The organism is Ferrovibrio sp. GW821-FHT12F09 (assembly GCF_058806775.1).
In genome coordinates this window covers 1,724,120-1,737,709 of the sequence record NZ_JBXAPZ010000001.1, presented here as the reverse complement: position 1 = coordinate 1,737,709, position 13,590 = coordinate 1,724,120, and the positions used below count along the sequence as shown (strand labels likewise).

General features: G+C 63.8%; 17 protein-coding genes and 1 tRNA gene. 11 read left to right on the top strand and 7 right to left on the bottom strand.

Annotation, left to right across the window (positions count from 1 at the left end; translation table 11 throughout):
* Positions 1–108 precede the first annotated feature (108 nt).
* The gene (locus AC1ROB_RS08630) at positions 109–1,527 is read left to right on the top strand and encodes an MFS transporter (RefSeq protein WP_492971602.1); all 1,419 of its coding nucleotides are present in this window, start codon (positions 109–111) and stop codon (positions 1,525–1,527) included.
* Between the two features lie 3 nt (positions 1,528–1,530).
* Here the strand turns inward: AC1ROB_RS08630 and AC1ROB_RS08625 are convergent, their stop codons facing one another.
* Positions 1,531–1,851, bottom strand: coding sequence for a hypothetical protein (locus tag AC1ROB_RS08625; protein WP_492971603.1), 321 nt, complete (start codon positions 1,849–1,851; stop codon positions 1,531–1,533).
* A gap of 56 nt (positions 1,852–1,907) precedes the next feature.
* On the opposite strand from AC1ROB_RS08625, the gene AC1ROB_RS08620 reads away from it, so the two are divergent.
* From AC1ROB_RS08620 to AC1ROB_RS08595, 6 genes are all read left to right on the top strand, one after another.
* Complete coding sequence (locus AC1ROB_RS08620; RefSeq protein ID WP_492971604.1) at positions 1,908–2,093, top strand: CsbD family protein; 186 nt, start codon at positions 1,908–1,910, stop codon at positions 2,091–2,093.
* Positions 2,094–2,298: 205 nt separating this feature from the next.
* Complete coding sequence (locus tag AC1ROB_RS08615) at positions 2,299–3,318, top strand: NAD-dependent epimerase/dehydratase family protein (RefSeq protein WP_492971605.1); 1,020 nt, start codon at positions 2,299–2,301, stop codon at positions 3,316–3,318.
* A 21-nt stretch (positions 3,319–3,339) separates the two neighbouring features.
* Complete coding sequence (locus AC1ROB_RS08610; protein ID WP_492971606.1) at positions 3,340–4,335, top strand: sialic acid TRAP transporter substrate-binding protein SiaP; 996 nt, start codon at positions 3,340–3,342, stop codon at positions 4,333–4,335.
* A 52-nt stretch (positions 4,336–4,387) separates the two neighbouring features.
* Entirely contained in the window at positions 4,388–4,915 is a 528-nt protein-coding gene (locus AC1ROB_RS08605) for a TRAP transporter small permease (protein ID WP_492971607.1), read from the top strand.
* Positions 4,916–4,923: 8 nt separating this feature from the next.
* Positions 4,924–6,327 (top strand): TRAP transporter large permease, encoded by a 1,404-nt coding sequence (locus AC1ROB_RS08600; RefSeq protein ID WP_492971608.1) that lies wholly within the window; start codon positions 4,924–4,926, stop codon positions 6,325–6,327.
* A gap of 13 nt (positions 6,328–6,340) precedes the next feature.
* A complete protein-coding gene (locus tag AC1ROB_RS08595) occupies positions 6,341–7,117 on the top strand; it encodes an HpcH/HpaI aldolase family protein (RefSeq protein ID WP_492971609.1) in 777 nt (258 codons plus the stop codon).
* A 48-nt stretch (positions 7,118–7,165) separates the two neighbouring features.
* On the opposite strand, the gene AC1ROB_RS08590 is transcribed toward AC1ROB_RS08595, so the two are convergent.
* Positions 7,166–7,252: transfer RNA gene (locus AC1ROB_RS08590), tRNA-Leu, on the bottom strand.
* A 185-nt stretch (positions 7,253–7,437) separates the two neighbouring features.
* Between AC1ROB_RS08590 and AC1ROB_RS08585 the strand changes: the two genes are divergently transcribed.
* The 3 genes from AC1ROB_RS08585 to AC1ROB_RS08575 are packed head-to-tail and all read left to right on the top strand — an operon-like array spanning position 7,438 to position 9,047.
* A complete protein-coding gene (locus tag AC1ROB_RS08585) occupies positions 7,438–8,019 on the top strand; it encodes a YqaA family protein (protein WP_492971610.1) in 582 nt (193 codons plus the stop codon).
* A gap of 3 nt (positions 8,020–8,022) precedes the next feature.
* Complete coding sequence (locus AC1ROB_RS08580; protein WP_492971611.1) at positions 8,023–8,505, top strand: disulfide bond formation protein B; 483 nt, start codon at positions 8,023–8,025, stop codon at positions 8,503–8,505.
* Entirely contained in the window at positions 8,505–9,047 is a 543-nt protein-coding gene (locus AC1ROB_RS08575) for a demethoxyubiquinone hydroxylase family protein (RefSeq protein ID WP_492971612.1), read from the top strand. The genes AC1ROB_RS08580 and AC1ROB_RS08575 overlap by 1 nt, the downstream gene beginning before the upstream one ends.
* 15 nt (positions 9,048–9,062) lie before the next feature.
* On the opposite strand, the gene AC1ROB_RS08570 is transcribed toward AC1ROB_RS08575, so the two are convergent.
* The 3 genes from AC1ROB_RS08570 to AC1ROB_RS08560 form a co-directional block, all read right to left on the bottom strand.
* The gene (locus AC1ROB_RS08570) at positions 9,063–9,608 is read right to left on the bottom strand and encodes an HNH endonuclease (protein WP_492971613.1); all 546 of its coding nucleotides are present in this window, start codon (positions 9,606–9,608) and stop codon (positions 9,063–9,065) included.
* Between the two features lie 114 nt (positions 9,609–9,722).
* Positions 9,723–10,433, bottom strand: a complete 711-nt coding sequence (locus AC1ROB_RS08565) for an alpha/beta hydrolase (RefSeq protein WP_492971614.1) — start codon at positions 10,431–10,433, stop codon at positions 9,723–9,725.
* Positions 10,430–11,125 carry a DNA-3-methyladenine glycosylase family protein gene (locus tag AC1ROB_RS08560; protein WP_492971615.1) on the bottom strand — a complete coding sequence of 232 codons (696 nt, stop codon included), beginning with the start codon at positions 11,123–11,125 and terminating at the stop codon, positions 10,430–10,432. Before AC1ROB_RS08560 ends, AC1ROB_RS08565 begins: the two co-directional genes overlap by 4 nt.
* 26 nt (positions 11,126–11,151) lie before the next feature.
* Here AC1ROB_RS08560 and gluQRS point away from each other — a divergent pair, with 26 nt between their 5' ends.
* Positions 11,152–12,024, top strand: a complete 873-nt coding sequence (gene gluQRS, locus AC1ROB_RS08555) for a tRNA glutamyl-Q(34) synthetase GluQRS (protein ID WP_492971616.1) — start codon at positions 11,152–11,154, stop codon at positions 12,022–12,024.
* A 2-nt stretch (positions 12,025–12,026) separates the two neighbouring features.
* On the opposite strand, the gene AC1ROB_RS08550 is transcribed toward gluQRS, so the two are convergent.
* Together AC1ROB_RS08550 and AC1ROB_RS08545 are read right to left on the bottom strand one after the other, a co-directional pair.
* A complete protein-coding gene (locus AC1ROB_RS08550) occupies positions 12,027–12,884 on the bottom strand; it encodes a hypothetical protein (RefSeq protein ID WP_492971617.1) in 858 nt (285 codons plus the stop codon).
* A 40-nt stretch (positions 12,885–12,924) separates the two neighbouring features.
* The gene (locus tag AC1ROB_RS08545; RefSeq protein ID WP_492971618.1) at positions 12,925–13,443 is read right to left on the bottom strand and encodes an acyloxyacyl hydrolase; all 519 of its coding nucleotides are present in this window, start codon (positions 13,441–13,443) and stop codon (positions 12,925–12,927) included.
* Between the last annotated feature and the right edge of the window lie 147 nt (positions 13,444–13,590).

Here is a 13,590-nt window from a genome sequence, read left to right as displayed (position 1 = left end):
CTTTTTTGCTCGAGCGATGATTGTTATGAAGCATAACTATTTTGCCGACGATGGCAAGGGGACTGAAAATCCCCGCCGGCCGGCCAGAATGCCGCTGGATTAACCGATATGGCGGTGATCCGGACCGATCTGCCCTGCCGGATGGACCGGCTGCCCTGGGGCCGCTTTCACACCCTTGTGGTGGTGACGCTCGGGATCACCTGGATTCTCGACGGACTGGAAGTGACCTTGGCTGGAGCTGTCGCCGGCATGCTGAAAAGCGAGGCGAGTCTCGGCTTCAGCAATGTGGAGATCGGCCTGGCCAGCAGCGCCTATCTGGCCGGCGCCGTGCTGGGCGCTCTATTCTTCGGCTGGCTGACTGACCGGCTCGGCCGCCGCAAACTCTTCTTCACTACGCTGGCGCTGTACGGACTGGCCACGGCAGGCACGGCGCTGTCATGGGATATCTGGAGCTTCGCGCTGTTCCGCTGTCTCACTGGCGCCGGCATCGGCGGCGAATACACGGCGATCAACTCCACCATCCAGGAGCTGATCCCGGCGCGCTATCGCGGCTGGAGCGATCTGACCATCAACGGCACCTTCTGGATCGGCGCCGGCATGGGCGCTGTCGGCTCACTCGTGCTGCTCGATACGGCGTCTTTCGGGCCCGACTGGGGCTGGCGCATCTGCTTCCTGATCGGCGCGCTGTTGGCGCTGCCGATCCTGCTGATGCGGCTGTGGCTGCCGGAAAGCCCGCGCTGGCTGCTGGTGCACGGCCGCGTGGCGGAAGCCGAGGCAATTGTCGTCGAGATCGAGAAAAACGCGCCGGCGGCGCATCAGAACACCCCCGCGACCATGCTGCATATCCGCCCGCGTGCCGCCGCGGGCCTGCTGGAGGTGGCGCATATTCTGTTTTATCGCCATCGCCGCCGCGCCCTGGTAGGCCTGAGCCTCATGGTGGCGCAGGCCTTTTTCTATAACGCGATCTTTTTCACCTATGCACTGGTACTGACCAATTTCTATGCCGTGCCGCCGGCCGATGTCGGCTGGTACATCCTGCCGTTTGCAGCCGGCAATGTGCTGGGGCCGCTGCTGCTCGGACGATACTTCGACACCATCGGACGACGCCCGATGATTGCCGGCACATTCATCATTTCTGCCGTGCTGCTGGCTCTTACCGGCTGGCTGTTCCAGCAGGACCTGTTGACCAGCCGCAGCCAGACCATGGCCTGGACCATGATCTTCTTCTTTGCATCGGCAGCGGCAAGCTCAGCCTATCTGACCGTGAGTGAAACCTTCCCGCTGGAAATCCGCGCCCTGGCCATTGCCATCTTCTATGCCATTGGCACCGGTCTGGGTGGTGTTGCCGCGCCTGCGCTGTTTGGCGCGCTGATCGAGACCGGTTCGCGCGACAGCGTGTTTGGCGGCTATCTGCTGGGCGCGGCGCTGATGCTGGCTGCGGGCGTGATCCAGGCGATCTGGGGCACGGCGGCCGAACGAAAACCCCTGGAAGAGATCGCCCGGCCGCTCAGCATGGAAGACCCGTAAAGGTCAGCGATCCTGATGGTAATGCGTATTCCGGCGAATGTTGCCCTGCGGGCCCACGCCGGCGTGATCCCTGGCGCTCTGCGCTTTTTGCTGTTGCGCGACATCATCGCCGCGGCGGCGGCGGCGCAGACGCGAATAATCAATCTCCTGTTCCTGCTGCTTGGCGTTTTGCGAACCGGGTTTGCTGTGCTGTCCCATGGAAAAATCCTCCTGACAGTCATAAAACCCGCATAAATCGCGGCAGTTCCTGAAAAATATGTAGCGCGGAAAACAGCCGATATGCGGGTTTCCGGTACACACTGCGACAATCTGACCGGAACGCATCGCCGACCATCCCGTTGGGTTCGCACTACCTCGCCACGCACCAACAGGAGAGTCACATGGACAAGGATCGCATTGAAGGCACGGCCAAGCAGGTCAAGGGCGCCATCAAGGACGCCGCCGGTAAAGTCACGGGCGACGCCAAGCTCCAGACCGAAGGCAAGATGGATAAGGCCGCAGGCAAGATCCAGAACGCCATCGGCGGCGCCAAGGATGCCGTGCGCGACGCTACCAAGCGTCACTGATCATCTACCCCTGAGAAAGCCGGGCAGTCGAAAGGCTGCCCGGCTTTTTCTTGCGACCGGTCTTTTTTGAGCTGTTGGCCAAAAAACAGCAGCACCCTGCCGTAAATTTGACCGTTCCCGCTGGCATACGCGCGTAAATCGCCGCTCGGCCACTGGCATCCTTCTTGCCTGTATACAGACTGCATACAGTCTGGGGCGGGCAGCAATGGGCGTAGGGATTACCGGGGCCAGCGGGTTTATCGGCCTGAATATCGTCGAGCAGGCGCTGCGCGATGGACGGACCGTGACCGCGTTCGATCTGCAGCCCCTGCCGGCCGCTGCCAAAGCCGCTTTTGCCCGCCTGCCCGGTCGCCTGGTCGAATGCGTGGGCGACATCACCCATGCCGCTGACCGCCGCAGCTTTCTGCGCCAACCCGGCATCACGTCGCTGATCCAGGCTGCTGCCATCACACCGGACGCCAACCGCGAACGCGAGGCCCCGGGCTCGATCCTGGCCGTTAACACCGTCGCCGCTCTCGACTGCATCGCCGAAGCCGTGACGGCGGGCATCGGTCGCGTGGTCGCAGTCTCCTCGGTATCGGCGTATGGCGCCGTCTCCGACACGCTCGCCGCGATCGATGAGGATACACCACTCGACCCCTTCAATCTCTATGGCCTGTCGAAACTCGCCTTTGAACGGGGCCTGAAGCGCCTGCACGATCTGAAGCCCTTCGATCTCACCATCGCCCGCCTCGGCCCGCAATATGGCCGCTGGGAATGGCGGAGCGGCAAACGCGACGCGCTCTCCGCCCTGCTGCAATGCCTGGCCGCCGCCACGGCCGGCCGCGAAGCGGTGCTGCCGCGCGAGGTGCAGATCGACTGGCTCTATGCCGCCGATGCGGCGCGCGGCCTGCTGATGCTGACCGATGCCGCGGTGCTGCCATACCCCGTCTTCAACATCGGTTCAGGCACGCGCTTCGGACTGGCGCAATGGTGCGCCGAGATCGCGCAGCTGATCCCGGGCTTCCGCTGGCGCTTCGCTGCCGAAGGCACCGACGACAGCACTATCATTGTCAATCCGGGCTTCAATCGCCCGCCGCAGGCCATCGCCCGCATGGCCGCCATCGGCTGGCGCCCTGGCTTTGAGCTTGCCGCCGCCTTTGCCGACTACATGAGCTTTATCTCCGATCATCCCGAGTTTTCCCCCGAACGGCAGATGCAGACCGCATCGCCGGTTGCCGCCTGACCCTCACGCATGGAGCCTGCTATGACCCTGTTCAGTCGCATCACCCGCCATCTGGCGCTGCCGCTGGCTGCTGCCGCCCTCACTCTGGGCAGTCTGGGCGCCGCCCAGGCGCAGACCACGCTGAAATGGGCCTATGTCTACGAACCCGGCGAACCGCATCACAAAGGCGCCGTTTTCGCTGCCGAGCAGATCGAGAAGCAGACCAACGGCCGCTACAAGATCCAGCTCTTCCCCTCGGCCGTGCTGGGCAAGGAATCCGATCTCAACCAGGGCCTTTCGCTCGGCACCGTCGACCTGACGATCAGCGCGGCGAGCTTCCAGGCCCAGGTCGCCAAGCGCATCGGTGTCGCCTACTTCCCCTTCGTGTTCCGCGATTTCGACCATGTGATGGCCTATGCGCGCAGCGACATCTACAAGGAGTTCGGTGAGGATTACCGCAAGGCCACCGGCAACTACATTGTCGCACTGACCTATGCCGCCGAGCGTCATGTCACTGCCAGCAAACCGATCCTGAAGCCGGAAGACATGCGCGGCCTGAAGATCCGCGTGCCGGACTCCGCTGCTTATATGGCCTTCCCCAAGGCGCTGGGCGCCAACCCGACGCCGATTGCACTGGCCGAAGTGTATCTGGCGCTGCAGAGCGGCGTGGTGGATGCGCAGGAGAATGCCTTCAACACCATCTGGTCGCGTAAGTTCCATGAGGTGCAGAAGCACATCATGCTGACCGGCCATGTGATCGACTCGCTGAACTCGATCATCAGCGGCGGCACATGGGCCAAGCTCTCGGCCGATGACCGCAAGATCTTCGTGGAGGCGATGCAGGCCGGCGCCATGCTGGCCAGCCAGCAGATCCGCGACCAGGACACCCTGCTGATGAACGAGATCAAGAAGCTGAACGTCACCGAAATCCACACGGTGGATCGCGAAGCCTTCCGCAAGGCGGTGCTGGCCAGCTCGAAGCCGGAGGATTTCGGCTACCTGCGCAGCGACTACGACCGCATCCTCGCCCTCAAGTAACCGCGGACAGATTGTGGAAAAACCCAGCCCGACACCTGCTGTTGAGGAGGCCGTGCTCGATGAGCACGGCCAATTCAATGTTTCCGACGCCGAGATCGACCTCAAGCCCTATCGCTTCGAGGACTGGCTTGCCATGGCCATCTTCTGGGTACTGGGCATCACGGTCTTCTATCAGTTCTTCACACGCTACCTGCTCAACAATTCCGCAGCCTGGACCGAAGAGATCGCGCGCTATCTTTTGATCTGCGTGATCTTCATCGGCGCTGCCGGCGCGGTGCGCAAGAACAACCACATCCAGGTCGATTTCTTTTACCACATCCTGCCGGCGCGGGTCGTACGCGGCATGTCGACCCTAGTCGACATCATGCGCATCGGCTTCTTCGGCTACGCCTGCTGGATGACCTGGAACCTGATCCAGCGCATCGGATATCAGCCGATGTCGGTGATCGACCTGCCCATGGGCATTGTTTACAGCGTCGTGCTGCTGGGCTTTGTGCTGATGACCGCGCGCGCCATCCAGGTTGCCGTCATGCATTGGCGCCAGGGTTTCAGCGTGCTCGAGCGCCCCGATACGAACTGAGGTTTGCCGTGACCGCCACCACTTTCAAGCTGATGTTCCTGGCCCTGATGGGGTCGGGCATTCCGGTCGCCATCGCCATGGCGGGCGCATCGCTGATCTATATCAACGTCACCGGCATCGCCCCGGATTTCGTCGTCATCCATCGGATGTTTTCCGGCCTCGACAGCTTCCCGCTGCTGGCCGTGCCCTTCTTCATCCTGGCCGGCAACCTGATGAATTCAGCCGGCATCACCAACCGCATCTACAATTTCGCGCTCGGCCTGGTCGGCTGGATGCGCGGTGGCCTTGGTCATGTGAATGTTGTCGGTTCGGTGATCTTTGCCGGCATGTCGGGCACTGCGGTGGCCGATGCCGCCGGCCTGGGCACCATCGAGATTCGTGCGATGAAGGAACATGGCTACGACGTGGAATTCGCCGTCGGCATCACGGCCGCCTCAGCCACACTCGGCCCGATCATCCCCCCGTCCCTGCCCTTCGTCATCTATGGCATGATGTCCAGCGTCTCGATCGGTCAGCTGTTCCTGGCCGGCATCCTGCCCGGCGCCGTGATGGCCGCGCTGATGATGCTGACGGTCAGCTTCTTTGCCTGGCGCAACAAATGGGGCGGCGACATTCCCTTCGAATGGCAGCGCATCATCGGTGTGTTCACCGAACTGGGTGTGCTGATCCTGATGCCCACACTGGTCTTCTTCGCGATCAACTGGGGCGCCCCGCCGCGCCCGACCGTGATCGTCGCGCTGGCTTTACTGCTGGTGATGGACCGCGTCTTCCGGTTTTCCGCTGTGCTCCCGCTGCTGACGCCGGTGCTGCTGATCGGCGGCATGACCTCGGGGCTTTTCACCGCCACCGAAGGCGCGATTGCCGCCTGCGTCTGGGCGCTGTTCCTCGGCCTGGTCTGGTACAAGACCCTGAACTGGCGGATGTTCGTCAAGGCATCGCAGGAAACCGTGGAGACCACCGCCACGGTCCTGTTCATCGTCTCGGCCGCCTCGGTCTTCGGCTGGGTGCTCGCCGCCTCGCGCACCACCGAGATGATCGCGCAATGGGTGCTGGAATTCACCACCAACCCCTGGCTGTTCCTGCTGCTGGTCAACCTGCTGATGCTGTTTGTCGGCTGCTTCCTCGAACCGACGGCCGCCATCACCATCCTGACGCCGATCCTGCTGCCCATCGTGCTCAAGCTCGGCATCGACCCGGTGCATTTCGGTCTGGTGATGGTGCTGAACCTGATGATCGGCCTGCTGCATCCGCCAATGGGACTGGTATTGTTCGTGCTGGCCCGCGTCGCCAACCTCAGCCTCGAACGCACCACCATGGCGATCCTGCCCTGGCTTGCGCCGCTGCTGGTGAGCCTGGCACTGGTCACTTACGTCCCCGCCATCAGCCTGTGGCTGCCGGCCCTGCTGAAATAACCCCGAGGCTGCGATGCTGCGTACCAACAGTCTGAAACCCCGCCTGCTGGCGGGCGAGAAAGTCCTCGGCCCCTGGGTCACCCTCGATACGCCAGCCACCAGCGAAATCTTCGGCCTGGTCGGCTTCGACTTCATCATCGTTGACCAGGAACATGCCCGCGGCACGCCGGAAACCCTGATCGGTCATCTGCAGGCGCTGTCGCGCACCCAGACCACCTGCCTGGTCCGCGTGCCCTCGCATGATCCGGTCTATCTCAAGCGCGTGCTCGATGTCGGTGTCGAAGGCGTGGTCGTCCCCTCCGTGCAGTCCGCGAAAGAAGCCCAGGCCATCGTCTCGGCCTGCCGCTATCCGCCGCGCGGCTCTCGCGGCTCAGCCATCGGCCAGATCCGCGCCTCCAACTACGGCATCGATGGCGCCGCCTATCGCAAAACCGCGGACGACAACCTGCTGATCGTCTGTCAGATCGAGACCGCCGCCGCAGTTGATGCGATCCCGGAGATCGCTGCGGTGGACGGCGTCGATGCGCTCTTCGTCGGACCCTTCGACCTCTCGGGCTCGATCGGGCATCTGGGCGAATTCGATCATCCCGATGTGGTCGCCCTGCTGGCGAAGACGGAAGCCGCGCTCAAAAAGGCCGGCAAGCCGTTCGGTACCGTGCCGCGCGTCGGCATGACCTGGGCCGACATGTTCGCGCTCGGCTACAGCATGGTGACGGCCGACAACGACACGGCGCGGCTGCGCGATACGGCGATGGCCGATATGGCGAAGTTCAAGGCCATGAAAAGTTGAGGGCGATGAAACTTTAAGGACGCAGCGCGCCGGTCGGATGGTCGTCGGTGGTGCCCCAGGCCGGACTTGAACCAGCACACCCTTGCGGATAACAGATTTTGAGTCTGTCGCGTCTACCAATTTCACCACTGGGGCCCGGCGATTGCGGCCGGTCTTAGGCGCGGGCGGATATTACCGAAGGCGCGGGCTGAATCAACCGCCGGCCATGGCCGAAAAACCGCGGTAAACACTGTTTTGTCATAGGCCTGCGGCCGGTCGACGCATGGACAAGCCCTGATCGCTCCGGCATACACGAAGCCTGCTCCGGAGATTTCGCCGCCGTGTTTCGCAGCCTTTACGACTGGACCATGCGCCAGGCCGCCCGCCCGCGGGCCGACCGCGCCCTTGCCGTGGTCTCCTTCCTGGAAAGCTCGGTCTTCCCGATCCCGCCCGACGTGATGCTGATCCCGATGTGCCTGGCAAACCGGGCGCGCGCTTTTCATTACGCCGCGATCTGCACCGTTGCTTCGGTGATCGGTGGCCTGTTCGGCTATGCCATCGGTTACTTTCTGATCGAGACCTTGGGTCGCTGGATCATCGACCTCTATGGCTATGCCGAAAAGTGGCATGCCTTCGAAGCCGCTTATGACGAATGGGGCGTCTGGATCATCCTGATCAAGGGCCTGACCCCGATCCCCTATAAGATCGTCACCATCGCCAGCGGCGCGGCGCATTTCAGCCTGCCGGTGTTCATAGCCGCCTCCATCGTCACCCGCGGCATCCGCTTTTTCCTGGTCGCCGGCCTGCTGCGCGCTTATGGCGCCCCGATCCAGACCTTCATCGAAAAGCGGCTCAACATCCTCGGCCTGCTGTTCGTGGTCTGCCTGGTTGGCGGTTTCGTCGTCGTGCGCTATGTCTTCTGAGCCATGACCATCGACACCCTGCTCGATCCCCGCCGCTCCGGCCTGCTCGTCGCGCTGGCCGCTGGCGGCACGCTGGCGCTGGTGCTGATCGCGCAATACGGCTTCGGCCTGCCGCCCTGCGAAATGTGCCACTGGCAGCGCTGGCCGCATATCGCCGCCCTGATCTTCGGCCTCGCCACTTTCGTGCTGCCGCGCTGGCGCGCGCAGCTTCTGGCCCTGGCTGCCTTCAGCTTCGCGATCACCGGCGGCATCGGCGCCTTCCATGCCGGCGTCGAATGGCAGTGGTGGCAGGGCCTGACCAGCTGCAGCAGCACCTCCACCGCCACTTCGCTGGACGCCCTGCGCGCCCAGATCATGGCGGCCCCCGTCGTGCGCTGCGACGAGGCCGCCATCCGCGTCCTCGGCCTGTCCATGGCGGGCTGGAATGCCCTGTGGTCGGCAGCCCTGGCGATCTTCGCCCTGCTGGCTGCCAAGAGGGCGGTGTGATGCAGAAGCGACGTCTGGCCGGCGATCCCGATCCGCGGCAACTGCTGGAGCGCATCCTGCGCGTCGACCATGCCGGCGAATACGGCGCCAAGCGCATCTATGAAGGGCAGCTGTCGGTACTGAAGCAAGCGCCCTCGACGCCAACCATTCGCCATATGCTGGAACAGGAACAGGCGCATCTGGATGCCTTCGACCGCCTGCTGCCGAAGCATCATGTCCGCCCCACCCTGCTCTCGCCGCTCTGGCATGTCGGCGGTTTTGCGCTCGGTGCCGCCACGGCGCTGCTGGGCGAGAAGGCTGCCATGGCCTGCACCGAAGCCGTCGAGGACGTGATCGACGCCCATTATGCCAAACAGGTGGAAGCGCTCGGCGAAACCGAGCCCGCGTTGCGCGACATGATCGAGCAGTTCCGCGCCGACGAGGTGAGCCACCGCGACACGGCGCGTGCCGAAGGCGCCGCCGAAGCGCCGGCCTATCCCCTGCTGTCGAAAGGCATCAAGGCGATCACGCGCGGCGCCATCTGGCTGTCCGAGCGAGTCTGACGCGCCATCCGGGACTTACGGCTCCAGCTCGCTGTCCCAGTAGAGAAAATCACGCCAGCTTTCGTGCAGGAAATTGGGCGGGAAGCCGCGCCCGTTGCGCTGCAGTTCCTGTACGGTCGGCATATGCGGCCGCATGCGGGGATGCATGTGGCAGTCGTCGGGCATGCGACCGCCCTTGGTCAGGTTACAGGGCGCGCAGGCGGCCACCACATTGTCCCAGCGCGTCAGGCCACCGCGCGAGCGCGGGATCACGTGATCGAAGGTCAGCTCATGCCGGCTGCCGCAATACTGGCAGGAGAAGCGGTCACGCAGGAACAGATTGAACCGGGTGAAGGCCGGACGCCGGGCCGGGGCGATATAGCGCTTGAGCGCCACCACACTGGGCAGCCGCATGCGCATGCTGGGCGAATGAATTTCCTGGTCGTATTCCGACAGGATGGTGACGCGATCCATACACACCGCTTTCACCACTTCCTGCCACGGCCAGACCGAAAGCGGGAAATAGGACAGCGGCTGGTAATCCGCATTCAGAACCAACGCTGGACAACTCTCTGGGGTCATGTCTCCCTCAGGTCCGTACGCCGAATATCATTACCATATGCGGGGTTACCGCATCATGACAACCACCTTATTTGGTGAACCGGGCAGGTTATCCACACCGGTCGTCCTGATGATCTAGCGCGCCGCGAGATGTTCGGCGAGGAAGGCGCCACCGAGGCTGAGTCCCTGGCCGTCAATGCCATGGCCGAGCCCGGGGCTGACATGGAACCGCGCTGGGCAGCCGGCCTCGTTCAAGGCTGCCAGCGCCGCATGCATCGCCTCGATCGGGACGACCGCATCGGCATCGCCGTGAATCAGGAGAATCGGCGGCCGGGCGTGGATCTGCTTTTTCAGATCCGCCCCGCCCAGCAGCGCGCCGGAATAGCCCAGGATCGCCGCCGGTGCCGGATCGCGACGCAGACCGATATGCAGCGCCATCATGGTGCCCTGGCTGAACCCCACCAGCGCGAGGTCACGCGGCCCAAGACCGTGCCGCTTCAACTCGGCGTCCAGAAACGCATCCAGCGCCGGCGCCACCTGCTCGGCCGCCTGCTGCATGGTCGCATAGATCGCGGCGGTATGTTGCGGATCGCGACGCAGCAGGTTGGGGTCATAAGCGTCCAGCGCGAACCATTGCCGCCCGCCACCCATGCCCGGCGGGAAACCCGGGATCATCGCCGGCGCATGCGGCGCGACAAAGGCTGCATCCGGCAGCTGCCGCTGCCACTGCGCGCCCAGTTCGATCAGGTCATTGCCATCGGCGCCATAACCATGCACCAGCACCACCAGCTTGCGGGCTGGGCCTTTGGCGGGCGAAAGACGGGGGCCATCGATGGTGGCGGTCATACGGGTGCCTTCGCGTTGCTGTCGTCCGTGGTGAGGCGATTGCCGGTCACGGCATAATAGCGCCACAGCAAACGCGCCGCGACACCGCGATGCGGCCGCCAGTTTTCCGCCATGCGATCCATCTTCTTCACGTCCGGGCGGGTCTTCAGGCCGAACAGGCGCTTTGCCGCCTCCTGCAACGCCACGTCATGGGCGGGCCAGATATCCTCGCGGTCGAGCGCGAACATCAGGAAGATTTCCGCCGTCCAGCGGCCGATGCCCTTCACGGCGGTCAACATGGCTATCGCAGCCGCATCATCCAGTCTGGGCAGCAGGTCGAAATCGATGGCGCCGCTTTTTGCCGCCAGCGCCATGTTGCGCACATACCGCACCTTCGGGCCGCTCAGGCCGCAGGCGCGCAGCCGGGCCTCACTCAGTTTCAGCACGCGTTCGGCGCTGAAGGCGCCATTGGCGCGGCCCTGCACGGTGGCCTCCAGCCGCCCCCAGACGGTGGCGGCGGCGGCCACCGAAATCTGCTGTTCGATGACGATGCGGCACAGAGTGGCGAAATCCGCCGGCCGTCGCCGGTCCGCGATGAAGCCGACGGCCGCACGGGCGGCGGCAAATTTCGGTTCACGGGCGCAGAGCTGTTTCACGGCCAGGGCCGTGCGCTTGCGGGTATCGGCCTTTGCGGCGGGGAGAGGCTTTGCCATAAGCTGCCTGCAGAGAGAATCGTATCATGCAGTCTGACACCGTTACGCGCTGTGCGCCAAGCCCGACCGGCTACCTGCATCTCGGGCATGCCTATGCCGCGGGGATGGCATATCTGCGTGCCCGGCAGGCGGGTGGGCGCTTTCTGCTGCGGATCGAGGATATCGACGGCACCCGCTGCCGGCCCGAATTGACAACAGCGATTTTCGAGGACCTGACCTGGCTGGGCCTGCGCTGGGAAGGACCGGTGCGCCGGCAATCGCAGCATTTCGCCGACTACAGAGCCGCACTCGACAGCCTGCGCGATCGCAGCCTGCTCTATCCCTGCTTCTGCACCCGCAAGCAGATTCAGGCCGAGATCGCCGCCGCCGGCCAGGCGCCGCACGGCTTTGAAGGGACCGTGTATCCCGGAACCTGCCGCCATCTTTCAGACGCTGAGCGCGAGCAGCGCATGGCAGCCGGAGACGCCTATGCGCTGCGGCTGGATATCGAAGCCGCCTGCTGCCATGCAGGGCGCTGGCCGCTGACCTGGCAGGACGAATCTGCTGGCGAGCAGACGGTGACGCCGGATCTGCTGATCAGTGGCTTTGGCGATGTCGTGTTGGCCCGCAAGGAAACGCCGGCGAGCTATCATCTCTGCGTCAGCCATGACGACGCCCTGCAGGGCGTCACGCTGGTCACCCGTGGCGAAGACCTGTTTGCCGCCACGCATCTGCATCGCCTGCTGCAGGCATTGTTCGACTGGCCGGTGCCGGCCTATGCCCATCACTCGCTGTTAACCGACGACATCGGCGAACGGCTGGCCAAGCGCAAGAATGCACCGGCTCTGCGCGACCTGCGCGCCAGCGGCCTTGAGGCAGCCGATATCTGGCGCCGGACCGGGCTGGATTTCGCTCCCTGAGATCAGCGCGTGCCGGCGAGGCGTTTACGCGCCTCGGGATCGAGCCAGTCCAGCATGGAATGCAGCCAGGGCCGATCCGGATGAGCCGCGATCAGGCGATTGATTTTTTCCACGACCGCGTCGCTGCCCGGAACACGATTACAGGTTATGCCGCCGCGAATGGCCGCTGGCGCCTCCGCCAGCGGCAAGGATGTGATGGTCGGCATCGCCGCCCCCTCCTTCTGTGCCTGCCGCACCTGCCAGGTGGCCTCGAACGGATACAGCAACAGCCAGTCGACCCGCTTGGCGGTCAACATCGACAGCATCGTGCCGGTTTTCGAGAGCCGCACGACAGGCGCCGAAGGCGGCGCACTGCGCAACTGCTCGTCCAGCGCCGCACCATAGGACCGGCTGTCATGAACTGCGCCATCCAGCTCGCTCTGCTGAAGCAGACGACGTAACTCAATCATGCCTTCGGCATTGCGAAACCCGCGAAACGTATTGACCTCGTCGACCCGCGTCACCAGGGCCAGGCCGGGCATGTGCATCAGATCATGACTGACCAGGAACTGGGCCTCGCGCGCCGGATTGCGGGCCAGACCGCTGGCGCAGACTGTTACATCCGTCCGCTCCAGGGTTTTCAGCAGACGCGCCAGCGGCAGACTGCGGATGTCATGGCTGTAGTCCGGCAGTCGTTCGATCAGCCAGGCGAGGGCATGATCGCCAAAGCCGCCGCCATTCGTCATGAAGACCGGAGGCCATTCGGTTTTCAGCCACAACAACTTGTCCTGAGCCCGCGCCGATAGCGGCAGCAACAGCAGCAGCAGAGCCCCGATCAAACCGAGAGTCAGGGCCGGACGCATCCGCGCCGTATCGATCATTCAGGTGCGGGATGTTTCACCGGAAACACCCCGTACCGAATCACTTGCCGCCGAGCGGCATGGCGTAGGTCAGGAAGAGCGTCTCGGTGCCGGGATTGCTTTTATAGATGCTGGCATTCGACATATGGCTGATGCCGAGGCCCAGCCGCGAGCGGTTATCGAAGCGATAGCTGATTTCCAGCTGCGACTTGAATTCGATGGCGCCGCCCAGATCCTTGCCATCGCCTTCGCGATACACGCCTGGCGCAAAGCTCGGCGTCAGTACCCAGCGGCGGCCCATATACAGATCGACCAGCACACCGGCATAACCGTATACGGCCTGGTCGCTGGTGCCCATCACGCCAATGAAGGGTTTGAAAATCCAGAACTTGTCGCCGTGGCGATATTCGACCCGGCCTTCAAAGGCATCGTGGTCGTCGTTGATGTCATGATAACCGGCGCTGAACGCCAGGAAGGACGGGTCATCGCCATCCTTGCTGTATGCGGCAGGTGCCGAAAAAATGGCCAGCGCGGCCACCGCAAAGCTGACCGCAACACCCCAACACGCGGAATAACGCATCGTCTTGATCCCCCGGATGACCGCCCCTGCCGGCACGGCTTTATTTCAGAAACCCCACTCGTTCCCCCGATCTTAGCCAAAGAAGCGTCATTCCGCCAAGGCCTTATCGGCCGCAGCCGCGCCGGCAGGCGCGCTGAATTGTCGCCA